At 70.2% G+C, this 23746-nt stretch carries 13 protein-coding genes and 1 pseudogene; 8 read left to right on the forward strand and 6 right to left on the reverse strand.

What is annotated here, in order from left to right:
* The 3 genes from EAO72_RS18865 to EAO72_RS18875 form a co-directional block, all read left to right on the forward strand.
* Nucleotides 1-1061, forward strand: a 1061-nt coding sequence (locus tag EAO72_RS18865) for an AMP-binding protein (protein ID WP_148021895.1), incomplete at its 5' end; no start/stop codon positions are given.
* Complete coding sequence (locus EAO72_RS18870; RefSeq protein ID WP_148018509.1) at nt 1054-2403, forward strand: carboxyl transferase domain-containing protein; 1350 nt, start codon at nt 1054-1056, stop codon at nt 2401-2403. The genes EAO72_RS18865 and EAO72_RS18870, both read left to right, overlap by 8 nt.
* A gap of 80 nt (nt 2404-2483) precedes the next feature.
* Entirely contained in the window at nt 2484-3281 is a 798-nt protein-coding gene (locus EAO72_RS18875) for a VOC family protein (RefSeq protein WP_148018510.1), read from the forward strand.
* Nucleotides 3282-3519: 238 nt separating this feature from the next.
* On the opposite strand, the gene EAO72_RS18880 is transcribed toward EAO72_RS18875, so the two are convergent.
* A complete protein-coding gene (locus EAO72_RS18880; RefSeq protein ID WP_187285132.1) occupies nt 3520-4182 on the reverse strand; it encodes a hypothetical protein in 663 nt (220 codons plus the stop codon).
* Nucleotides 4183-4355: 173 nt separating this feature from the next.
* A complete protein-coding gene (locus EAO72_RS18885) occupies nt 4356-12383 on the reverse strand; it encodes a ricin-type beta-trefoil lectin domain protein (protein ID WP_261991574.1) in 8028 nt (2675 codons plus the stop codon).
* Nucleotides 12384-12877: 494 nt separating this feature from the next.
* Between EAO72_RS18885 and EAO72_RS18890 the strand changes: the two genes are divergently transcribed.
* Nucleotides 12878-16069: an FG-GAP-like repeat-containing protein gene (locus tag EAO72_RS18890; RefSeq protein ID WP_148018513.1), complete on the forward strand. Its 3192-nt coding sequence runs from the start codon at nt 12878-12880 to the stop codon at nt 16067-16069.
* A 212-nt stretch (nt 16070-16281) separates the two neighbouring features.
* On the opposite strand, the gene EAO72_RS18895 is transcribed toward EAO72_RS18890, so the two are convergent.
* The 3 genes from EAO72_RS18895 to EAO72_RS18905 all read right to left on the reverse strand — a co-directional run bounded on the left by EAO72_RS18895 (nt 16282) and on the right by EAO72_RS18905 (nt 19670).
* Complete coding sequence (locus EAO72_RS18895; protein ID WP_148018514.1) at nt 16282-17553, reverse strand: MFS transporter; 1272 nt, start codon at nt 17551-17553, stop codon at nt 16282-16284.
* Between the two features lie 69 nt (nt 17554-17622).
* Nucleotides 17623-18183 carry a TetR/AcrR family transcriptional regulator gene (locus tag EAO72_RS18900; RefSeq protein ID WP_148018515.1) on the reverse strand — a complete coding sequence of 187 codons (561 nt, stop codon included), beginning with the start codon at nt 18181-18183 and terminating at the stop codon, nt 17623-17625.
* Nucleotides 18180-19670, reverse strand: a complete 1491-nt coding sequence (locus EAO72_RS18905) for an MFS transporter (protein ID WP_261991575.1) — start codon at nt 19668-19670, stop codon at nt 18180-18182. Before EAO72_RS18905 ends, EAO72_RS18900 begins: the two co-directional genes overlap by 4 nt.
* Before the next feature lie 333 nt (nt 19671-20003).
* Here EAO72_RS18905 and EAO72_RS18910 point away from each other — a divergent pair, with 333 nt between their 5' ends.
* The 4 genes and pseudogenes from EAO72_RS18910 to EAO72_RS18920 all read left to right on the forward strand — a co-directional run bounded on the left by EAO72_RS18910 (nt 20004) and on the right by EAO72_RS18920 (nt 22763).
* Complete coding sequence (locus tag EAO72_RS18910; RefSeq protein WP_148018517.1) at nt 20004-20819, forward strand: CPBP family intramembrane glutamic endopeptidase; 816 nt, start codon at nt 20004-20006, stop codon at nt 20817-20819.
* Nucleotides 20820-21445: 626 nt separating this feature from the next.
* Nucleotides 21446-21598 (forward strand): annotated as a pseudogene (locus tag EAO72_RS43820) (ribosome small subunit-dependent GTPase A); the annotation flags it as partial.
* Between the two features lie 35 nt (nt 21599-21633).
* Nucleotides 21634-21999 (forward strand): ribosome small subunit-dependent GTPase A, encoded by a 366-nt coding sequence (locus EAO72_RS43825; protein WP_315986333.1) that lies wholly within the window; start codon nt 21634-21636, stop codon nt 21997-21999.
* Nucleotides 22000-22016: 17 nt separating this feature from the next.
* Complete coding sequence (locus tag EAO72_RS18920; RefSeq protein ID WP_148018518.1) at nt 22017-22763, forward strand: SAM-dependent methyltransferase; 747 nt, start codon at nt 22017-22019, stop codon at nt 22761-22763.
* A gap of 169 nt (nt 22764-22932) precedes the next feature.
* Here the strand turns inward: EAO72_RS18920 and EAO72_RS18925 are convergent, their stop codons facing one another.
* Nucleotides 22933-23664 carry an SDR family oxidoreductase gene (locus EAO72_RS18925; RefSeq protein WP_148018519.1) on the reverse strand — a complete coding sequence of 244 codons (732 nt, stop codon included), beginning with the start codon at nt 23662-23664 and terminating at the stop codon, nt 22933-22935.
* Between the last annotated feature and the right edge of the window lie 82 nt (nt 23665-23746).

The raw sequence follows: 23746 nt of genomic DNA on the forward strand, positions 1-23746 counted from the left end.
CCCCCGCATCCCCCGCCCTGGTCGTGTACACCTCCGGCACCACCGGCCCGCCCAAGGGCGCCGTCCTGCCGCGCCGGGCGATCGCCGCCTCGCTGGACGCGCTGGAGGACGCCTGGCAGTGGACCGGGGACGACGTCCTCGTCCACGCCCTGCCCCTGTTCCATGTGCACGGACTGATCCTGGGCATCCTCGGCCCGCTGCGCCGGGGCGGTTCCGTACGCCACCTCGGCCGGTTCTCCACCGAGGGCGTGGCCCGGGAGCTGGGCTCCGGCGGCACGATGCTGTTCGGGGTGCCGACGATGTACCACCGGCTGGCGGAAGCGCTCGACGAACCGGCGGCCTCCGGTGGCCTCGCGAAGGCCCTCGCGGGCGCGCGGCTGCTGGTCTCCGGGTCGGCCGCGCTGCCGGTCCACGACCACGAACGGATCGCGGCCGCGACCGGCCGCCGGGTCATCGAGCGGTACGGCATGACGGAGACGCTGATGAACACGGGCGTCCGGGCCGACGGCGAACCGCGCCCCGGTACCGTCGGCGCGCCCCTGCGCGGCGTCGAGCTCCGCCTGGTGGAGGAGGACGGGACCCCGCTCGCGGATCCCGCGTCCATCGGCGAGATCCAGGTGCGCGGCCCGAACCTGTTCACCGAGTACCTGAACCGCCCCGACGCCACCGCCGCGGCCCTCACCGCCGACGGCTGGTTCCGCACCGGCGACATGGCCACGCTCGACCCCGACGGGTACGTACGGATCGTGGGCCGCAAGGCCACCGACCTGATCAAGAGCGGCGGCTACAAGATCGGCGCCGGTGAGATCGAGAACGCGCTGCTGGACCACCCGGGCGTCCGCGAGGCCGCCGTCACCGGCGAGCCGGACCCGGACCTGGGCGAACGCGTCGTCGCCTGGGTGGTGCCGGCCGACCCCGCCGCCCCGCCCTCGGCCGCCGAGCTGGCCGACCATGTCGCCGCCCAGCTCTCCCCGCACAAGCGCCCGCGCACCGTCCGCTATCTGGACGCCCTGCCGCGCAACGACCTGGGCAAGATCATGAAGCGGTCCCTCCATGGCTGAGCGCCCGACGGCCCGTGAGGCCGTCGCCGCCCTCACCGCCGACTTCACCGAGTCCGCCGCACCCACCGGGGACACCGCGGGCGACGGACCGCTCGACTGGTCCGGGTACGCCGAGTCCCGGGCCAGGGCCACCGCCCGTACCGGCGAGCAGGAGTCCGTCGTCCACGGCACCGCCACGGTCGGCGGCCGGCCCTGCGTGCTGATCTCCTTCGAGTTCGGCTTCCTCGGCGGCTCACTGGGACAGCGCACCGGCGACCGGCTGGAGGCCGCGTACGAGGAGGCCATGACCCGGCGGCTCCCCCTCGTCTCGCTCATCGCGACGGGCGGCAGCCGGATGCAGGAGGGCATGATCGCGCTCACCCAGCTGCACCGGGTGGCCCGCGCCTCGGCCCGGCTGCGCGCGGCCGGTCCGGCGCAGCTCGCGGTCCTGCGCGACCCGACGACCGGAGGCGGCWGGGCGACCCTGGGCGCGGGCGCCGACGTGATCCTGGCGCTCCCGGGCGCGCAGGTCGGGTTCGCCGGCTCCCGGGTCCGGCCGCCGGACGCGGACCCGGACGCCTACACCGCCGAGGGCCAGCTGGCGGCCGGCCAGACCGACGCGGTCGTCCCGCCCGGCGAACTGCCGGCCACGGTGGGCCACTGGCTCCGGCTGCTCGCCCTCCGCGACACCCCGCCCGCCCCCGCCCCGGTCCCGGCCGCGCTCTCCTCGGCGGGGCTTCCCCGGACAGGCTGGGACGCGGTGCTCCGGGCCCGGTCCGCGTCACGGCCGCACGCCGAGGCGTATCTGGACGCCTACTTCACCGTGCGGCTCCCGCTGAGCGGCGACCGCTGCGGGGGCACGGACCCGGGGCTGTTGTGCGGCTTCGGGCTGCACGAGGGACAGCCGGTCGCCTACGTGGCGCAGTGCGGCACCGCGACCCGCCCGGCCGGCTACCGCACCGCGGCCCGCGTGATCCGGCTGGCCGACCGGCTCGGGGTCCCGGTCCTCACGCTGGTCGACACCCCGGGCGCGGCCAACGACGCGGCGGCGGAGCGCGCCGGTGCGGGCGCGGCCATCGCCGACGCCTTCGCGGCGATCGCGGCGGCCCGGGTCCCCGTCACGACGCTGGTGATCGGCGAGGGCGGCTCGGGCGGGGCGCTGGCCCTGGCGGCGCCGGACCGCACCCATGTCACGGCGGACAGCTATTTCTCCGTCATCGCCCCGGAGCTCGCCGCGGCGATCCTCAAGCGCTCCCCGGACCAGGTGCACGCCACGGCCGGCCAGCTGCGGCTGCGCCCACAGGACCTGGTGGACCTCGGCGTCGCCCGCTCGGTCGTGCGACGGGACCCGCCGGGACCGTGACCCGTGTCCGGCGCGCAGGAGGGGCGAGGGGTGGTTAGCGTGGCAAAGGGGCCCGTTCCCACGTGAGGAGATGACCGGCCATGGCCGCAGAACCACAGGGCACACCGTGCTGGGCCGACGCGACGTTCGGCGACCTGGAAGGCGCGAAGCGCTTCTACGGTGAGGTGCTGGGCTGGACGTACGGCGACTCGCTGCCCGAGTTCGGCAACTACACGCAGGCCTACGTGGACGGCAAGGCGGTCGCCGCCCTGATGCCGCCCGTGCCCGGCCAGGACGTGCCCCCCGCCTGGTGTCTGTACCTCGCCTCGCCGGACGCGGCGGCCACCGCCGCCAAGGTCCGCGAGAACGGCGGCACGGTCCTGGTGGAGCCGATGCAGGTCGGCGAGTTCGGGACGATGGTCCTGGCGAGCGACCCGGGCGGCGCCGCCTTCGGGGTGTGGCAGGCGGGCACCCACGAGGGTTTCGAGGCGCGGACGGTGCCCGGCGCGTACGCCTGGGCCGAGGTCTTCACCCGGGAGCCGGCGAAGGCGGACGCCTTCTTCCCGGCGGTGTTCGGCTACGGGGTGAAGCGCATGGTCGACGACGCGGTCGACTTCACGCTGTACGACCTGGGCTCGGACCCCGTACTCGGCCGGATGAAGATGACGGACGAGTTCCCGGCCGAGATGCCGGCGCACCTGAACGTGTACTTCACCGTCGCCGACTGCGACGCCGCGGTGGAGAAGGCGAAGGCGCTCGGGGCGGAACTCCGGTTCGGCCCGATGACCATGCCGTTCGGCCGGTTCGCCGCGCTGACCGACCCGCAGGGCGCCGCGTTCTCGCTGATCGACGGGACGACGACCGGGGGCGACATGCCCGAGATCGAGGACGTCTCCTGACCTGTCCCCCGGCCCGGCTGGGGCGGCCGCCCGCGTGATGATCTCCGCACTGCCTCCGTACCGGCGGACGCACCCGGGGGGCGGGCCGGGCCCACGCATACGCGCAGCGCCCGGCCGGGATTTCTCGGCCGGGCGCTGCGCGTATCACGTCAGGTCGTCGGCGTCCCTCCAGGGAACCGCTTCGCGCTTCGGCGAAGGTCCACTGAGGGCTGTCCCGCAATTCCTGGCGGGACAGCCCTTAGACGCCGAGACCCATATCAATCCACGTGACCATGGGGAAAGAATCCAGATAATCGAGATCCGAGTCGTGCAGACCTGCGATCCTCACGGCAGAATATCCGGCCCTGTTCAGCCATGGCGCCTGCGGATCAACTGCCGGACCGACTTCCGCCATAAGGTTGTTGGCGACGTGGATTCGATATCCGGGACGAGGCCATCGCCATCCGCCGAAATCCACGCATTCCAGCGGATCGAGAATCTGGGGCAACGCTTCGTCCGGTACCTGCGCACCCAGTCTGCCGGAACCGGACAGCAGGATGACCGACCTCACGGTCGCATGCACAAGCAGTTCCGCGAGATCCTCGGGACTTCGGCGCAGAGCCCTGGTCGACTCTCCCTCATAGACAATATCCGGCTGATCGGGATCGAACGCCCAAACCCAGTCGCCGGTCGAGTCCTCCATAAATGCGACCCGATCCACGCCAGTCCGGACACGGGATGGTTCATAAACGTTCGTGCCGGCAGAACGAACCTCGGGCCAGCAAGACGTGAGCCCGTACCACTTCCTGAGTGGCAGCGGAAGATGGAGAGGAAAGTCTGCCGGTGGAACCGCGGGGAGCCGCGCTGGACCACGCCAGCGGCCAAGGAGATCGGAGGAATCGATATCGGACGGGTTGATCATTCGGTCATTATGGCACCCACGCCCATCTGCTCACCATGCAGGTGGGCGTGCTACTTCACGTTCAGGGATTCATTCTCCCTGGCGGGTCCTGCACGCGGCCGCTGTCGGACGGGCCGGAAGCAGGGGGCGGTTCCCCGGCACGAACCTGTCGGCCGGGGAACTCCGCCCAATCGCTAACTGTCAGCCCCGCCAATGAACATTCGATTCCTTATTGCTCCGCTGTCGTTCCGCCAGATCACCAACATTCTTCCGCCCTGCGGAATCATTGCACGCATGGCCGGAAGGCAATACTTGCACGCACCGTAGGTGCCGGTGATGTAGAGGGTGGCGTTCTGACCAGTACGGCGCATGATGGCCGCGGTCTGATTCTCGAGATGATGGAAGTTCTCAGCCGTGGTTCCGGAAGGTGCGACGTGGTCAGGCCTGAGGTTACGGCCGTCCCCACCCGACGAAAGGTCGAATCTGGTGCCATCGTCGAGGATGGCGTGGCCCGACATCCCACCCGGGTTGTCGAAACTGTCGGCCGCCGCGTGGGCCCTGCTGAGGCCCTCCTCCATATCCGATTGGCACGGAAGCGAATTGTGAACAAGGACCGGCGTAGCCCCCGCCAGCACGTAGTACGTGTGCAGGTCGGAGACGGTCAGGTTGTGGACCGTGGCGTCCTGCGCGGTCCACCGCTGGATCGCGGTGACCTGGACGTAGGTGCCCGCGCTGGTGCGGAGCCATTCACCGGACTCGAGGTCGGCGGCGTCGATCCACTCACCGAGTTCGGCGACCCAGAAGGGGTGGCCGGCGGTCGCGGTGATCCGGGCCGTCTTCGAGCCGCTGTCGCCGTCGAGGTCGATCGTGACCTCGACCAGGTGCTTGAGGCCCTGACCCTTGATTTCGGCGGTGACCGTCCGGACGACGCTCTCACCGGACTCCGGGTCGGTCGCGACGACCTTGTCGCCGGCCTTCACCTTCTCGATCGGCTTGGTCGAACCATCGGCCATCAGCACCTTCGTGCCGGGCACGAAGCTGTTGGCCGGGCAGGAACCGCCGCCGTCGGCCCGGCCGGAGCCGCCGCCGCCGCTGGTGCCGCCCTTGCTGCGGGAGGAGCCGCCGGACTTGCCGCCGCCACCGCCCCCCGAACTCTTGCTACCGCCGCCCTTGCCCGCGCTCGGGTGGGAGGAGGACTTGGGTGCGGCCTTGGCCTGGGCCTGCTTGTGGACGGGGTTACCCGTCTTCCGCTTCGCGGCGGCCGCTTCGTCCGCCTTTCTCTTGGCGGCTTCGGCGGCCTTCTTCTTGGCCCTCTGCGCGGCCTCCTTCTTGGCCTTCTCGATGGCCAGCTTCTTGGCCTTCAGCGCGGCGGCCTCGGCGGCCTTGGCGGCCTTGAGGACCAGCTCGGCGGCCCGTTTGGCCACCTTGAAGGCCTTGATGGCCTCGATGGTGCGGTTGACCGCCTTGATCACCGATGGGATCTTCCCGAGCTTGGACCACGGGATGGCGTCGACCACGATGCTGACGCAGGACCACATGTCGCCGCCGAAGCAGGCCATGGCGTCGTTGATGCCGATGAAGTCCTTCAGCGTCTCCCACGCGACCGCCAGGATGACGGAGGTGAGGGACTTGCCCTGCATCGCCTGCGCCTGCGCGACCTGCGCCGCGGACAGACCCGCACCCGCGAGGGCCGCGGCCTTCTCCGAAGCGCTCAGGACGATCGACTCACCGGTCGGGTCGGAGTAGGTGACCGGGTTGTTCTGCGCGTACGCGTACCCGTTGGACTGCAGCGGGTCGTTCACATCGAGCACCGGGTCGGCGGACAGGAAGCGTCCGACCACCGGGTCGTACAGCCGGACACCCAGCGGCTGGTAGCCGGAGGAGTCGTCCCGGGTCTGGCCGAGGAACCCCTTGTGGTCCTTGAGGTCCGTGCCGGCGGTACCGCGCTCGTTGCCGAACGGGTCCTGCTTGCGGATGCGGACCGGCATGCCGCCGTAGAGGCCGACCTCCGTGTACGCGCTGCCCTGATGGTCCGTGGTCTGGGCGACCAGGGTGTCCGCGCCGGTGCCGTAGGCGTAGCGCATGACCGCGCCACCCGGAACCCCGTAGGTGCGCTGGGTGTTGACCAGAGCGCCGCCCTGCTGGACGGTCACCTCGGCCTCGCCCAGGTGGAGGGTCGCCTGCTTGCCCTGGATGGTGAGCAGCCGGGCGCCGTCGGGGCCGTAGATGTGACGGGTGTCGTTCTGCGGCAGCCACTGCTGGGCGGCCTGGGCCGAGGCACAGGTGGTGAGCACGATCGGCGTCGCGTTCACGTTCGCCGAGCCCTGCACCGCGAGGCACAGGCCGGAGGCCGAGTGAGTCAGCTGACCGGTGGTGTTGCGCTTCAGCTCCTGCGCGGCCGATCCGTTGCACTTCTGGATCTGGAGCGCCGACCCGGCCGTGTTGGCCGCGGGCTGGAGGCACCAGGTGCCATGCACCGAGAGCGTGCCCTTGTCGGGGTCCGTCTGCGGCGCCGCCGCCGTGCCCGGGGTGGGCGTGAACTTGAAGTTCTGCGCTGCCGAGGCGTTGCAGTCGGAGAGCTGGATCGGCTGGCCGGCCGCGGCCGTGCCCGACTTCAGGTCCAGGCACTTCTGGCCGAGGCCCACGTACGGGGTCTTGCCGCCGGTGCCCGCACCGGTGATCCGGTCGACCTGGCCGTCATAGGTCCAGGTCAGGTCCTGCTTGTCACCGTTCTCTATTGAGGTGACCGACTTGGTCTCGCCGGTCAGCTCGTACAGCCGGGTGGCCTCGGCCGTGATCTGCGCCCCCGCGGGGGTGGTGTAGCTCTTCGACACCTTGGTCAGCGTGTGCGGCTGGTCCTTGGCGGCGTTCTTGCCGTACGCGTACGTGGAGACCGCGTTCTTGGTGGTGTCGCCGGAGAGGTCGTTCTCGGTCAGCTTCGTGCGGTTGCCGAGCAGGTCGTACTCGTACTCCTGCCAGTAGCCGGAGCCGTCCGTGCCCGACGCCGCCCGGAGCGTGCCGTCCGCGTTCTTGTTGAGCGAGCCGTCCGCGTTCCTCGGGTTGACGCAGCTCGTCCGGTCCTTGGAGGTCCAGGCCGACTTCAGCTGACCCAGCGGGTCGTAGACGAAGCACTGGCGCTCCGCGATCCCGGTGGACTTCTCCTCGATCGAGGTGACGTTTCCGGCCGGGTCGTAGCTGTACGCCCGGTTCGAGACGAGGGTGCCGCCGACGACACTCTTGTCCGCGGTGGCGTCACCCTTCTCGCGGTAGACCGACTGCTCGGTGAGCTCGCCGCTGCCCTCGTCGAAGGCGCTCTGCGCCCACACGCGGTACGGCTGTGCGCCGAGCGTGGAGCGGAGCACCTGGCCGTAGGCGTCGTAGGTGGTCTCGGAGCCGTACCAGTCCTTGCCGGAGATGGAGAGCGGCTTGCCGTCCTTGTTGTAGCGGACGACCAGCTTCTCGGCGTCGAACTTGCCCACCGCCGGAAGGGTGGTCTCGTCCAGCATGCCGCGCTCGTTGTACGTGTAGTCGTACGTGTAGTCCTTCTTCAGACCCCAGGTGTCGACGATGGACTGCGGCAGGGACAGCGTGGTCGAGGTCGGCTGGTACTCCTTGGTGTAGCCGTTGACCTTCTGGGTGTACGCCTGGAGATCGGTGTAGCGGGTGGCGGTGGCGGGCATGCCCTTGCCGCCCGGGGCCGTGTCGTACGTGAACGAGGACAGCAGCTTGCCGCTGGAGCTGTTCTCGCGCACCTCCTTGGGACGCGACAGCTCGTCGTAGCCGTTCCAGACCGTGACGCCGCGGGCGCTCCTGGTCGTCTCGACCCGGCCGAACGCGTCGTAGGTCGTGCGGGAGGCGCCCGCGTCGGGGTCGGTCGCCGTCTCCACCTGGCCGGTGTGGTCGTACGTCCACGACCACGGGTGCGTGGTGTCCGCCGACGCGGTCGCCGTCTGGAGCTGGCCGTGCGCGTCGAACCGGTAGCGCGTGGACGTGAACCCGCCGGGGGCGGCCGGGTTGAAGGTGTCCGTGCGCACGGTGCGGCCGGTCGCGTCGGTCCAGACGCGGTAGGACGAGTCGCCCTCCGGCTGGACGACCTTCGACCAGTCCTCTCCGTACTCGTAGCGGATGGCCCGGTCCTCGTACGCCTTGGAGAAGGACTCCTTGGTGTCCGGGTCGATCCACTTGAGGTACGGCGTCTCCTTCAGCACGCGGCCGAGGCCGTCGTACGTGTAGCGCGTGATGTTGGGGACGGCCGTGTCGGCGAGCGGGCTGAACAGCTCGCCCGGCTTCGCCTCGTCGGTCAGGTAGGCGTTGTTGGTCTGGTAGACCTCGCCGGAGTTGTTGTACAGCGTGTCGGTGATCAGCCAGCCGGCGTCGCCGTCGGCCTCCTCCTGCGTCTGCCGCTCACGGCCGAGGCCGTCGTAGAGGGTGACGGAGGTCTCGATCCTGTCCTCGTAGCCACGCGCGTACGTGGTGACGTAGGGAGGCTTGCGGATCTTGATCTTCGAGTCGGTGGGGTCGGTCTCCTCCTTCGGGACCGTGTAGACCGCGCGGAAGTCCGCCACGCCGGTGCCGGGGGTACGGCCCGGGGCCCAGGCCTCGGCGAGCCGGCCGAGCGGGTCGTACACGGCCTCGCTGACCAGGTCGTTGACGTCGGTCGTCTTGACGGTGACCGAGCGGCCCGGCTCCAGCTCCTGTATCTGGCGCTGCCCGAGGACGTTGGTCGTGGTGACCTTGAAGACCTGGCCCGTGGCCGGCCCGATGGAGTCGTAGGCGATCGTGGAGGACTTCGGGACCAGCTGGTCCAGCTGGTCCGCCGGGGTCTCCTTGACCACGCGTCCGACGGCGTCGAACGCCTTGGTGCCGGCGGACCGGAGGCCGGTGCCGTCGCCCTTGAGCGTCCACGACTCGGTGGCCAGGCCACGGGTCGAGGCGCCGAGCGCGGTGCCGTAGGCCGTGCCGTCGTAGGCCGTGCGGGTGGCGCCGCTCAGCGAGCCGAGGTCGGCCCAGTCGGCGTTCGCGCAGGTCGTCGGCGAGACCAGGACCTGCTTGGACAGACCGATGAGGTTCTTGTCGGGCCGGTGCAGGTACTCCAGCTTGGTGCAGGACTCGTCACCGGTCTTGGTGGGGTCGTCGTCGCCCAGCGACTCGACCTCGGTCGGCAGACCGTAGGTCGCGTCGTACTTCGAGGTCGTCCTGACCGTGCGCAGGGGGCGCGGGTCGTCGGTGTTGGTGCCGGACGACTTGGTGTACGCGATCTCCTCGGGCTCCGTGACCCGCCAGGCCCGCAGCGGGCTCAGGCCGTCGTCGCGGTCCCGCTTGGCGAGCTCGGTGGCCTCGGGCCTGGTGATCGAGCGGGACAGCCAGTCGGAGTCGGCCTTGGTGGAGTCGTTGTACGTGAGCTCCTCGGCGATCCGGCCGGCGAACGGCTCCCGGTCCTTGGCTATCTCGGCGCCGGTGATGTCCTTGACGGACACGGTGTCGCCGAGGCCCCGGAAGAAGCGGGTGACGGACTTGGAACGCTGGCCGGCGGTGTCCGCGGCGCCTTCGATGACCGGACCCGTCAGCACCGTGGTCTGCTCGAAGCCCGCGAACTGCGAGTAGGTGCGCTGGGACTTCTTGGAGAACTCGGCCTCGGCGAGCTTCCAGGCCGGGCTCTTGTACCGGTACTCCGTCCTGGTGGTGAAGTTGCCGTCGATGTTGGGCAGTTCCTCGATGGTGTCCACGGCGTACTTGTGGAACCAGTCGATGTCCTCGACCTCGGGGTCGGGGTTCCAGAACGACGGGTAGCAGAGCCGGTCGTTCCCCTTGAGCTCGGCCTGCAGCCGGGCCATGGCCGTGGCACGGTCCTCGCCGGGCCGCTGGTCGAGCAGGGGAAGGTCGCCGGTGAGGCAGTCACCCTCGATCGGCTTGTACGTGACGATGGTCTCGCCGCCGTACTCGTTGACGACGCGGCCGATGCGCAGCCGGGAGAAGCCGGGGCGCGAGGCGTGGACCGCCTTGACGCGGTTCGGCATGTCCTCGGTGTTGGGCTCGAACCGCACCGTGTTGAGCTGCACGCTCGCGTCGGTCGAGCCCTTGCGGGCGTATCCGGTGCGCTGGACCGACTCCAGCCACAGCGCCGTGTTCGGGCCGGTCAGCAGCTTGGCGAAGCTCTGCTTCAGCTGGTACTCGTCGACGACCTGGCGCGCCGCGGTGTCGGTGCGCCGCTGGGCCGAGGTCGTGATCGTGTCGAGGCGCTTGCGGGACCAGAAGGACGGGCCGGCGTTCCAGCACTTCTTGCCGGCCTCGCAGCGCATGTCGACCGGGGTGTCGAACCAGGGCCGGTAGTTGCGCGGGTCCTTCGAGGCGAAGTTGGCATCGGAGCAGGTGACGTCGTCGACGGTGTAGCAGCGCTCCTTCACCGCGAAGCCGACCCGGGCCGGGGCGGTCGCGGTGAAGAGGGTGTCGCTGCGCTGGCCGTAGTCGATGTGGTCGAGCCAGCCGTCACGGTCGTAGGCGACCGGGTCCTTGAAGTTGAAGTTGCGGGCGTAGTAGTTCGGGACGTCCTTCTTCCACCACATCGACATGGCGTTGCCGTGGATGTCCTCGACGTAGTCGAGGCCCCAGCGCCAGCCCTGCGTGCACCAGGACTTCGTCCAGTCGGTGGTCGTGGGGCCCTGGTAGCAGTCCTCGTCCGCGTGGTTGCCGTAGACCGGGACCGTGAGCACCGAGGCGGTGGTCGGGTCGTCGGCGGCGTCGCCGTGGTCGGACCAGCCCGGGAGCCTGTTCTTGCCGAAGTGGTACTTCGTGCCGTCCTTGGTGGTGACGACCCAGTACTCACCGTCCTTGGCGCCGTTCCCGGTCTTCTCGCCCTTGATCACCTGGATGGTGGAGCCGTCGCCGTTGGCCGTGAACCACTTGCCCTTGGCCGCGTCCCAGACCAGCTCGGTGGTCATGCCGCCGAGAGAGAGGGTGGCGTTCTCCGAGCCCCAGCACAGGTCCGCCGTACGGTGGGTGGCGTTGTTGGAGCCGGCCTTCTTGGAGTCCTGGCGGCAGTTGGCGTACGTACGGGTGATGGAGCCCGCGTTGTAGTCCCAGCCGTCACCGATCCAGGAGGCCTGGTTGTTCGACGAGGACGTGCGGCCGTCGACCGACTGCGAGGAGTACCCGAGATTGACCTTCGGCATCAGGCCGCCGGCGGTCTCCGGGACCTGGATGTCGTACGAGTAGGTGAAGGCGCCCGAGGAGGAGCCCGCCGCCCAGGCGCCCGAGGACAGCAGCGGCGAGGCCGTGAAGTCACCGGACACCGACGAGCCGGTGTCGAGACCGCCGACGGCGGCGCCGCCGTTCGCGGAGACCGCGGGCTGGACGCCGTCCCGGTAGGAGGCCTTGGTCGCTCCGGAGGGAACGAAGCCCTCGCCGACCAGGCTGGAGACCGGGATGCTGCCGCTGAGGACCTTGCGGGTGGCCGCGTTCCTGGCCGTCTTCGTCCGGGTCGGCGCGTCCTTGGCGGCCACGGTCTTCACCGTGCTGCGCAGGCGCTGGAAGTCCTTCTTGCCGTTCTTGACGTCCTTGTCCCCGTCGGAGAGGGACATGGTGCTCGTGCCACCGCCGTCGGCGCAGTCGCCCTCGGTCGGGGAGGAGTAGACGCACTCGGGCAGCAGCATCAGACCGAAGCGGTCGGCGGCCTGCGGTCCGTAGAGGTCGGCGAAGCCCGTGGTGTCGATGCTGATCGCCACTTCGGCGGCCGGGTCCACGGTGGCCGGCGGGGTCAGCTTCATGACGATGCCGGAGACGCCCGCGTCCTGCGAGGTCGTCTGCGGGGCCACGCCCACGGTCCAGTCGCCGGCCAGGGCGGCGGCGTCACCGCCCTCGGGGACGCCGATGGCGACCGGCAGGTCGTTGCTGACCGGCTGGGTGGTGCCGGGCGCGCTGGTCGCGTCGAGCGTGGCCTGACCCGTACCGGAGGTCCACGCGGCCGTGGCGGTGGGGGTGTACGGCGCGACCGGGTTCTCCGGAGCCAGGGTCAGGGTCTTGTCGGCGGCCGCGTCGCCCTCGACCGTGGTGGCCTCCGGCAGGTCCGGGAGGCCGACCTGGGCGATCGACTCCTCGCGGCTCATGCCGGGACCGGGAACGGCGAGTGCCTGGCTGCCCAGGCTGGTCACGGTCAGTACCGAGGACAACAGCAGGACGATCGCCGTGCGGCTTCGCCGCCGGTGCCGTCGTTGTGACTCCGTCATGGCCAGGCGTCCCCGCCCCAACCATGACAGCGGACCTGAAGCACGCATGCGCGTCGACTCCCACCCTGGCAATTCAGACAATGGACGAGGTGCGGAAAACACCGGATGGCACACCTCTGCCTCAGACGCGTGCGTGCGCACTCTCTGGCATGTCCGCCACATATTCAAGATCGACGAGCGGTGCCACGGAGCCACATATGTGATCTGTGGCACGGGGTGAAACGGGTCAGACCGCTCCACTGACGAATGATCAGCAAGTTGGGGACATTCCCGCACCCCGCATCGATATCGACCCATAAAAGCCGCCATCCGGATCACTTTGACGGCCAGTCAAGCCGAGCCCATGGGTGTGTAACGGATTCATAAAACCTTCACACCTGGACGTCAACGCTTCACATGTGTGATCGTGTGCCCGCCTTCTGCCCCCGTGGCCTGCCGACTGGGGCTGTCTGAGCTGTCCTCAATCCGCTTGGTTCCCACCGGAGTAGACCGCCGTGACCGCGCCGCCCCGTTTTCTCAGCCCCTTCGTGCGCACGCGCACGCGGCTGGCCCTGACCCTCGGCCTCGTGCTGGCCGCCCTGACCGCCGCACTGCTGCCCTGGTGGCAGCCCGGCGGCTCTTCCCCGACCACCGCCGACGGTGCCGCCGGAGCCACCGACGCCGCCCCCGCCTCCACCGGCCCGCGCGACGAGGCCACGGCGATGGCCCAGGCCCTGCGCACCCACGCGCAGGTACTCGTCGACACGGCGACCAGCGCCACCACGCTGACCTGGGCACTGCCCAACGGCCGCTACAAGACCCGGATCACGGCCGCGCCGACCCGGGCGAAGAATGCCAAGGGCCAGTGGGCCCCTGTCGACAACACCCTGAAGCGCACGGCCAAGGCCCCCAGGGGCCTTGGCATCGCACCCGCGAACCCGGCCGTTCCCGTCCGCTTCGCGAGCGGCACCGCCCGCAAGGCGCGCGCCGACCGCTCGTTCGCCCGCACCGGGACGCCGGGTGAGACGGTGCTCGCCGAGGTCGAACTCGACGGCCACACCGTGGCGTACACCTGGCCGGACGCGCTGCCCGAGCCGGTCCTCGACGGGCCGCGCGCCCTGTACTCCGAGGTCCTCCCGGGCGTCGACCTGCTGCTCGTCGCCCGGGAGGAGGGCGGCATGGCACAGGTCCTGATCGTCAAGACCGCCGAGGCCGCGCGGCAGGAAGCGCTCAGGACCGTGTCGTACGGGCTGCGCTCCACCACGGCTGTGTTCCGGCAGGACCGCAAGGCCAGCAGGGTCCAGGTCCTGGACAAGGCCGGCAAGGAGGTCGGCTCGGTCCCGACGCCGTTCACCTGGGACTCCAGCGGCCGTGACCCCGAACTGCCCGAGGGCACCCCGAACCGCACCTCCGTCGCCACCCCGGCCGACGTGCTGAAGCTGTCGGGCCTGACCGGCATCGAGCCCGGTGCGCAGTCCGCGCCGCTGCCGATCACCCTGGACGGCGCGGACACCCACGCCGCCCGGCTCGGTCTCGGCTTCGCCGCCACCGGTCTGACGGCGCGCAAGGACATCACGTACCCCCTGTTCGTCGACCCGCCGCTGAACCCCGGCTGGGACGCATGGACGGTGGCCTACAAGCCGTACCCGAGCACCAGCTTCTTCAACGGCACCAACTTCTCCTCCGGCACCTCCGACGCCCGCGTGGGCCACGAGTCCGACGGGGGCGGCACCGCCCGCTCCTTCTGGCGGATGGACTGGTCGAAGAGCATCAAGGGCGCGAAGATCACCAGCGCGACCTTCAAGGTGCTCAACAACCACTCCTGGTCCTGCACGGACCGCGAGTTCCAGCTGTGGCGCACCGGCGCGATCTCGTCGGGCACGACGTGGAACGCACAGCCGAGCTGGTCCGACGAGATCCAGCGCAAGTCCTTCGCGCACGGCTGGTCGTCGAGCTCCTGCCCGGACGAGTACGAGGCCTTCAACGTCAAGGACGCCGCCCAGTACGCCACCGACCGAGGCGATTCGAGCGTCACCCTGGGCATGCGGGCCACGAGCGAGTCGGACACCCAGACCTGGCGCAAGTTCAAGGCGACCTCCGCGACCATCGAGGCCGTCTACAACCGCAACCCGTCCGAGCCCACGGGCGGTACCTCGAAGCCCGGCGGCCCCTGCACCCCCGCCCCCGGCGCGGGCGTGACGGTCGGCAAGACCAACATCACCCTGTCGGTGACCGCCAAGGACCCCGACAACAACATGAGCAAGGTCCGCTTCCGGTTCTGGAAGACCGGCGGCACGGTCCCGGCCGGTGTCGAGGTCCCGATCGGCGGCTCAGGCGGCACCGCCACGTACACCATCCCGTCCAGCGATCCGCTGCTGAAGGACATCACCACCAACACCACCTTCTCCTGGGACGCCATGGGCAAGGACGCGGCGGGTGCGACGTCCAGCACCTACCCGCCGGGCACCGAGCCCTGCCGCATCACGGTGGACCCGAGCGGCCCGTCCCAGCCCGTCGTCACCAGTGACGTGTTCCTCAAGGCCACGGCGGACGGCGCCACATGGGCGACGGTGAAGTTCGGCCTGACCGGCCCGATCACCTTCGAATCGCCGGGGGCCGTGAGGTTCACCTACGCCTGGGGCGGGGTCAGCCCGGTCCCGGTCAACGCGAACGCCGACGGCGTCGCCACCGTCCCCGCCCTGCGGCCGCCGAACGCCGGCCCCAACACGCTCCAGGTCTACGCCTACGACAGCCTCGGCAACGCGAGCGCGCGGACGGACCACACCACCTACGTTCCCCCCAGGGACAATGCCGACGCCCCGGGCGACACAGGCGGCGACGGTACCCCGGACCTGCTCCTCATCGACAAGTCCGGTGTGCTGCGGACGTATCCGGGTCAGCCCGGCGGCGAGCTGTACACCCAGCTGACCTCCTCGTACACCCTGGACGCCGACGGCAATCCGGTACTGGCCCCGGCCGGTCACTGGTACGACGCGGCAACCGGCAAGGCAGCGCTGATCGCGCACTACCAGGACGCCTACCCGGGCGACGGAACCACGGACCTCTTCGCCGTGAACCCGGACGGCGGGTTCTGGCTCTACCCGGGCGACGGCTACGGCTCGTTCGACGTCGGCCGGCGGCTGAAGATCCGCCTCCCGTCGAACGCGCCCGCGCCGTCCACCTGGACCCAGCTCAAGGCCATCGGCGACATCAACGGCGACAAGCTGCCCGACCTGGTCCTGCGCACGGACATGGCCCTCTGGGTGCTCTCCGGCTACAGCGGGGCCACCTTCCGGGCCGCGACCTTGATGAACTCCGACGCCTGGGCGCGACGCGACGTCGTCAACCTCGCCGACATGAACAAGGACGGCACGCCCGACCTGCTCTGGCGCAACCTGGACAACGGCAACATGTACGCCCGGCACGGCAAGCCGGGCTCCGTCGCCGGCAGCGTCGACCTCGACTCCCTGAAGCTGGCGGCCAACTCGCTCAACGGCGACGTCCCGTTCGGCACCAGCTGGACCGAGGCCAACGTCAACACGGCGATCGGTATCCCGGACATCAACAACGACGGCATCCCGGACATCTGGGCCCGGTTCGCGTCGGACGGCCACATGGCCATCTACAACCCGTCCACCACCAACACCAACGCGCCGGTGAAGACGGTCATCGGGTCCGGCTGGAACGACAAGCTGGCCTTCGGGTGATCCGCCCCGTCCGCGCCCCGGGGCCTGACGGGACGCGGTGACTCGAGGCACGGGCCGGTTCCTCTTCGCCCCGCCGAGCACACGCTTGGCGGGGCGAAGCCGTTCTCGTGGCGTTCCGGTCGGCAGGTGCCCACCTTGCGGTCATGAGGAACACCACCCTGGGTCTCGCCCGCCGGATCACAGTCCTCCGGTTCGCGCGCGTCGTAGCGCGATCACGCCTCCGGTTCACGCGCGTCGTAGCGCGCGAACCCGGGCCACCGCAGCGCCAGGAGGGCCACCGCGGCCACACAAGCGATCCCGCCGCCGGTCACGGCGAGCCCCGGCGACGCCAGGTCGGCGACGGATCCGGCCAGGAAGTCCCCGAGCCGTGGGCCGCCCGCCACCACGACGATGAAGACGCCCTGGAGACGGCCCCGCATCTCGTCGGGCACGGCGGCCTGGAGCATGGTGTTGCGGAAGACCATGGACGTGGTGTCGGCGGCGCCCGCGAGGGCCAGGAAGACCAGCCCGAGCCAGAGCTGGCGGGTCAGTCCGAACACGGCGATGGCGGTGCCCCAGCCCGCGACGGCGAACAGCACCGTGAGGCCCTGCCGCCGGATCCGCCCCAGCCAGCCGGAGAACACCCCGCCCAGCAGCGCCCCCAGCGCCGGGGCGGCGACCAGCAGTCCGGTGGTCTTCGCGTCGCCCCCGTACCAGAGCCCGGCGACGACGGGGAACAGCGCGCGCGGCTGTGCGAGCACCATGGCGCACAGGTCGGTGAAGAAGGTCATCCGCAGGTTGGGCCGGGTCCCGAGAAACCGCAGCCCGTCCCTGACGGAGGCACGTTTCGTGTCCCCGGCCTCCTTCTCGCCCCGGTCCGGCAGCATCGAGGGCAGCCGCCACATCGCGTACAGCGAGGCCGTGAACGTGATCGCGTCGACTCCGTAGGCGGCCCGGTATCCCCACCATCCGACGATGAGCCCACCGAGCATCGGTCCGACGAGCATGCCCGTGGTGCTGGTCATCGAGGTCAGCGCGTTCGCCGCGGGCAGCTGCCCGGCCGGCAGCAGCCGGGCGATCATCGAGCTGCGGGCAGGCGAGTTGAGCGCGAAGCAGATGGCCTGGAGCGCGACGATCCCGTACAGCAGCCCGACCTGCTCGATCCCGGCCACGGTGACCGCCACGAGCCCCACCGAGAGCAGGAACGACCCGGAGGCGCTGGCCAGTCCCAGCTTGCGCCGGTCGACGGTGTCGGCGATCGCTCCGCCGTACAGCCCGAAGACGACGAGCGGCACGAGCGAGCAGAACCCGATGAGTCCGACGGAGAAGGCGGAGCCGGTGAGGTCGTACACCTGGAGCGAGACGGCGAGCGACGTCATGCCCTGCCCGACCCAGGAGACCGTGTTGCCGAACCAGAGCCGCCGGTAGTCGGGGGAGGTTCGCAGCGGGGTCAGGTCGGCGAATATTCGGGTGCGGGATACATCGGGTTCGGTCGTTTCGGTCACGGCGCATCGTAGCGACCTCGCCGGTTCTGGCCGGTTCACGCAGGCCTTACCGGCCCTCGCTAGTCCTCGCTAGTCCTCGCTCAGGAGGGTGCCCCGGAGCAGGTCGATCAGATCGCCGGGGTCGGCGGCGGCCAGCTCGTCGAAGGCTCCGGAGTGCCGGCCCAGCAGGACCCCGGCCATCGCGGCCGCCACCAGTTCGGCCCGCAGCCGCGGCCGGTCCGTCCCTTCACGGACGAAGCGCTCGTGGAGGGGCTCGACGAGCCGGGTGTGCAGCGCGGCCCGTGTGGCCTCCTGCGCCGCCGGGTCGTCCAGGGGCCGCACCGCGACCTGGAGCAGGGGGACGGGGCCACGGCGGTCGGCCCGGTCGAAGACCTCGCGCAGCCGCTCGTCCTCGTACAGGTCGGCGAGGGCCACCTCGCCCGCTTCCGCCTGGAGCGCGGCGATGTACAGGAGGGTCTTGCTGCCGAAGTAGCGGGCGATCAGCGTCGGGTCCACGCCCGCCCGTCGGCCGATGTCCCGGATGGTGGTGCGGTCGAAGCCCCGCTCCCCGAACAGTTCGCTCGCCGCTGTCAGCAGACGCTCACGGCTGCGCGCCGCGTCCCGCCGGCGCCCCGGCGCCTCGCCGCTCATCGCGGTGTCCCGGCTCCGGGAACGAGGCCCTCACCCTCCGCGCCCGCACCGGCCACCACGGGGCGCGTGTCCCGTACCCGCGTCCCGCTCCGTAGCCCGGTGCGGATCAGTACGTAGCCGATCACGGCCGTGGCGGCCCAGACCGCGCAGCCCGTCAGCCCGGCCGTGCGGTATCCGCTCTCGGGCGGAAACCCCTGTCCGGGCGAGGTGGCGGCCTGGAGGATCACCGCGCTCAGCGCGCTGCCGGCCGAGTAACCGATGTATTTCACCACCTGATTGAAACTCATGGCGCTTCCCGTCTCCTGCGCGGGGACGCTCGCCACGACGAGTCCCGGAGTCACCGCGAAGTTCATGCCGACACCGAGCCCGGCCAGGGTCATCGTGACGAAGATCTGCCACAGATGACCATGGGCGAACACGAAGGTCAGCAGTGCCGCGAGCGACAACAGGCAGCTCACGGGCAGCAGTCGCACGGGCGTCTGGGTCCTGACCAGGACCCGCACCACGCGGCCCGCCGCCAGACTTCCCACCGAGAACGGCACCAGGATCAGACCGGTGACCACCACGGAAGCCCCCAGTCCGTAGCCGGCGCTCGACGGGGTCTGCACGTACCGGGTCACGAGGGAGATCAGCAGGTACATGCCGATGCCGCCCATCATCGTGGTCAGGTGCGCGGCGAAGACCGTACGGTCCCGGATGAGCCGGAGATCGACCAGCGGATGAGCGGTACGCAGCCCGTGCAGCGCCCAGCCGAGCAGGACCAGCAAAGAAGCCGCCCCGAGGACCAGGAGCCGGGGCGACCCCCAGCCCCAGTTCTCTCCCTCGGTGAGGGCGAACAGCAGACCGCCCATGCCGAGGGCCAGGAGCAGCGCCCCCGGCACGTCCATGGGGTGCGCCGGACGCTGCGGAGTCTTCGGCAGGACGAGCGCGGCGGCGACGAAGGCCAGGACAGTGGCGATCACGGCGAACCAGAAGCCCGCGTACATCCCGAGCGTCTCGGCGAGCAGTCCGGTGACCGGGTAGCCGATTCCGACACCGGCCGCCGTGGTCAGCGACAGCGTCGACAGTGCCGACCGGGCCCGCTGCGGCGGCACGGAATCGCGTGCGGTGGCGATCGCCAGCGGCACCAGCCCCATGCCCACACCCTGTAGCGCCCGCCCCCCGATGAGGCAGGCGAACCCCAGTGGCAGGGCGGCCAGCAGACTCCCGACGATCACCACGCCCAGGCCCGTCAGGATCACCGTCTTGCGATGCGGGCCGTCCCCCAGGCGCCCCATGGTCGGAGTCGCGACGGCTCCGACGAGCATCGTGACGGTGAGGGACCACTGTGCGTCGGACACCGCTACGTGGTCCACGGCGGCGATCGTCGGAATCAGCGGCGCCCCGAGGCTGCTGATGATCGCGACCAGCATGCAGAGGGAGACCAGCACGGGGACGAGTGCCCGCTGCCGCCAGGGCGTGGAAGCGGGGGAACCTATCGGATGCACGAGGCGGATCTCCTGTCGCCGAATGACGCCACCGGACGATGTCATCAACCGATGACATCGCCTGATGATATAGGTGCCCCACCCACGCATCCTTCCGTGCCCGGCTCCCGTCGGCCGCCCGGGCGGGCCGGAGGAAGTCTCCGACCGGTGCGTCACCGGCCCTCGAATCCGGGCAATCAGGCCGGACAGTCACGCCGGGCAGACACGCCGGGCACCGTCAAAGGTCGGCCATCTGTGCGATAACGTGACTTTTAACTCGGTATGCGGAAACAGGCTCACCCACACGGTTGCCTCCGCTCCGAAATCACCGCGCGAGAAGAGGGGGCGGGGCGCATGCCTGACGTCGCAGTGTCCGCACGTCGCGGGAGAGAACTGACGTGGCCGTGGTTCCTGGTCGTGGTCGTGGCCTACCTCGCGGTCCTCAAGGGGACCGGAGCCGCGATCGGGATCGACACCAGCGGCTCCGAGAGCCAGTTCCCGACGACGGAATCGGTGATCCGCAACGGGCTGGTTCCGATCGCCGTGTCGGTTCTGTTCGGCGCCGCCGTGGTGACCTGGCTCGGCTGGTGGAGAGAGGTCCTGCACTACCGGGCGCCTGCCCGCACATGGGTGTGGTTCGTTCCGCTCTCCATGCTCGCCGCGGCACTGCTGGGCATGAACTACCCGAATCTGACGGCCCAGAAGGCGTCTCTGGTCCTGTCCCTGCTCGCCATGACCGCGTGTGTCGGCATCGCCGAGGAACTGATGTTCCGCGGCATCGGCGTCCAGGTCTTCAAGCGGGCCGGACTCACCGAGGGCAAGGTCGCCCTGTACTCCTCCCTCGTCTTCGGCCTCGTCCATCTCAGCAACGCATTCGGTGACGGCTCACGGGTGGTGCTCCAGGCCGTCGTCGTCTCGACCTCCGGCTACTTCTTCTACCTGTGTCTGCGCGTCGGCGGCAGCCTGCTGCTCCCCATGGCCGTGCACGGCCTGTGGGACTTCGGACTCCTCTCCAACTCCGTCGGCACGGACCCCAGGACGTCGGCCGGGATGGTGCTCCCGATCGTTCTGCAGGTCGTACTGATCGTCCTCCTGATCATCAAGCGCCGCTCGGTCGATCCCGCCCCCGCCGTGCCCACCGCCGCCCTTCCCGACGCCCGACCGAGCTGAGCGGCCGAGCACACACCGCAGGAGCGCCGCCGGCACATCAACGCCGGCAGTCATCGGTGACCTACGCGTTCGATGTACGGCCCCACGATGTCGGCGTCCGCACATCCTGTTAACGTTCAATCAGCGACAACACGTTCGCACGGAGATTCCAAGGAGGTGAGTTGCATGGTCATGGTGGAGCACACCGCTGCGCGCGGTGCCCGGATCATCCTCACTTCCCGGGTCTCGTCCTGACCCTCGCCTGCCGCACTTCTCCTCCTTAGGGAGCTTTTCCGGCATGCCTGTGGTCCGGCGGCGGCCCCCTTTCAAGGGTCTCCACGTTGTCCCATCAACTCACTACACCTCCATCCGTTCCCTCTCTCCCCGCACGTGTCCCGGCTCCGGCCGACTACGGCTGGGGCACGGAACGCGAACTCTCCTTCACCGCGTCCCGGGCCGCCGGACTGGCTCCGGGCCGTGTCGTGCGGGCCGGGCGCGGCCTGTGCGACCTCCTCACCGAGACCGGCCCCGTCCGCGCGGCGGTCGTCCCCTCGTCGGGCGCCGGTGACCGGCTGACGCCGTGCACCGGCGACTGGGTGGCCGCCGGTCGGCGGGCGCGGCAAGCCGAGATCGCCCCGGGTGTGCAGGTGCTGGTCACCAGCGCCACGACCGGAGAGGGCCTGGACGTCCTCGCCGCCGTCGTGTCGGGCACGGTCGCCCTGCTCGGACCCTCGGCAGCGGGCAAGTCCACCCTCGGCAACAGCCTCCCGGGCGAGGATCTCCTGGCCACCGGCGCGATGCGCGGCAGCGACGGCAAGGGTCGGCACGCCACCACGTGCGCGAGCTGCTGCCGCTGCCGGGCGGCAGGGTCCTGCTGGACACCTCGGGCCCGCGCGGCGTCCGCCTGCACGACACCGGCGAGGGCCTGGACCACACCTTCGCGGAGATCACCGAACCGGCCGGCGACTGCCGCTTCACGGACTGCGCCCACACCAGCGAACCGGGCTGCGCCGTTCTGTCGGCCGTCGCCGACGGGCACCTCACCCAGCGGCGCCCGGACAGTCAAGACCGGCTGCGACGCGAGACCGCCTACGCCGCCTCCCGCACCGACGCGCGGCTGCGCGCCGAGCTGGTAAGGCCGTTGAAGGAGATCTCGCGCCAGGTGCGCGCCCACAAGCAGTCCCCCCGTTTCAAAGCATGACGGAAAGGAACACGGTCATGGACCTTCCCCGCATCTTCACCATCCGCGAGAGCGGCCACCGCATCCACAACCCGCTGACCGCGGACAAGTTCGCCACCCTGGGCGATTCCCTCCGCCTCGCCCCCGGAACACGGGTACTCGACCTGGCCAGCGGCTCGGGCGAGATGCTGTGCACCTGGGCGCGCGATCTGGGCTTCACCGGCACCGGGGTCGACATCAGCACGCTCTTCACCGAGCAGGCCCGTGCCCTCGCCGCCGAACTCGGTGTCGCCGACCGGGTCGGGTTCCTCCACGGTGACGCCGCCGGCCATGTCGCCGACGAGCCGGTCGATCTGGCCGCCTGCGTCGGCGCCACCTGGATCGGCGACGGCGTCGCAGGAACGATCGAGTTGCTCGACCGCAGCCTGCGCCCCGGAGGAATGATCCTGATCGGCGAGCCGTACTGGCGGCAGCCCCCTCCGGACGAGGAGACCGCCAAGGCCTGCCACGCCACCTCCGTCGCCGATTTCCTGCTCCTCCCGGAACTGCTCGAGCAGTTCCGGGAACTGGGGTACGACGTCGTGGAGATGATGCTGTCCGACCAGGACAGCTGGGACCGCTACGCCGCAGCCCAGTGGCTCAGCATGCGCCGCTGGCTGGATGAGAACCCGGACGACGAACTCGCCCCGGACGTAAGGGCGGAACTCATCACCGAGCCCACCCGGTATGCGCGCTACGGACGCGAGTACCTCGGCTGGGGCGTCTTCGCCCTCATGAAGCACTGACAACCGCGCGGGGCCCGGACGTCACTTCGTCCGGGCCCCGCGCTCTTCTTCCGGCCCATCACCGGGGGCCTGCCGCGCGCCCTCCGAGGGACGGCATCCAGTGCGGCACCACACGGTCACCCGTCGCCCGGAACCGGAGGAACCTGGTCCCGATACGCGCTCGGCGGCGCTATCCCTGGGCCGTTGGGCGAACGACGATGTCACCTACATCAACACCGTCCGGCTGTTCGATGGCGAAGGCGATGGCACGGGCCACCGCGTCCGGCGACAGAGCCGTCTCCATCATCTTGTCGATCTGGTCCTTCACAGCCGGATCCATGCGTTCCGCGAAGTCCGTGCGGACAGCGCCGGGCGAGACGACGGTCACGCGCAAGCGGTCGCCGGCTTCCTGGCGCAGGCCCTCCGAGATGGTGCGCACGGCGTTCTTCGTGCCCGCGTACACCGATTGGAGCGGCACGATGCGCAGTCCGGCGGTGGACACGGTGTTGACGAAGTGCCCGAAGCCCTGCTGCCGGAAGACGGGAAGGGCTGCGGCGATCCCGTACAGGACGCCTTTGAGGTTGACGTCGATCATCTCCTCCCAGTCCTCGACGCGCAGGTCATCCAGACGGGAGATCAAGCCGACTCCGGCGTTGCTGACGAGGACGTCGAGCTTGCCGTATCGATCGCGCGCCAGCTCGACGAGGCCGGAGAGGTCCTCGCGTCGCGTCACGTCCGTGCGGGCCCAGGCGGCTTCGCCACCGGCCGCTTCGATGCGGGCTGCCAGGGCTTCAAGGCGCTCCGGACGGCGTGCCCCGAGGACGATCTTCGCACCGCGCTCGGCGAGCAGAAGCGCGGTCGCCTCACCGATGCCGCTGCCGGCGCCCGTGATCGCCACGACCTTTCCTTCGATTCCCGACATGATGCACAGCCCTTTCGGTGAAGGAGTGGGGATGGCCGTGCCCTAGAGTGAAAGTGGAGGCACCGCCACTTCACCGACACTA

The sequence above is a fragment of the Streptomyces sp. OR43 genome, from assembly GCF_008042275.1.
Lineage (GTDB): Bacteria > Actinomycetota > Actinomycetes > Streptomycetales > Streptomycetaceae > Streptomyces.

Bases quoted from the DNA above. Each gene is read 5' to 3' on its own strand.
- EAO72_RS18925 (WP_148018519.1), bottom strand. From the start codon at position 23,664: ATGTCGGGAATCGAAGGAAAGGTCGTGGCGATCACGGGCGCCGGCAGC.
- EAO72_RS18875 (WP_148018510.1), top strand. From the start codon at position 2,484: ATGGCCGCAGAACCACAGGGCACACCGTGCTGGGCCGACGCGACGTTC.
- EAO72_RS18910 (WP_148018517.1), top strand. From the start codon at position 20,004: ATGCCTGACGTCGCAGTGTCCGCACGTCGCGGGAGAGAACTGACGTGG.
- EAO72_RS18920 (WP_148018518.1), top strand. From the start codon at position 22,017: ATGGACCTTCCCCGCATCTTCACCATCCGCGAGAGCGGCCACCGCATC.
- EAO72_RS18900 (WP_148018515.1), bottom strand. From the start codon at position 18,183: ATGAGCGGCGAGGCGCCGGGGCGCCGGCGGGACGCGGCGCGCAGCCGT.
- EAO72_RS18880 (WP_187285132.1), bottom strand. From the start codon at position 4,182: ATGATCAACCCGTCCGATATCGATTCCTCCGATCTCCTTGGCCGCTGG.
- EAO72_RS18885 (WP_261991574.1), bottom strand. From the start codon at position 12,383: ATGACGGAGTCACAACGACGGCACCGGCGGCGAAGCCGCACGGCGATC.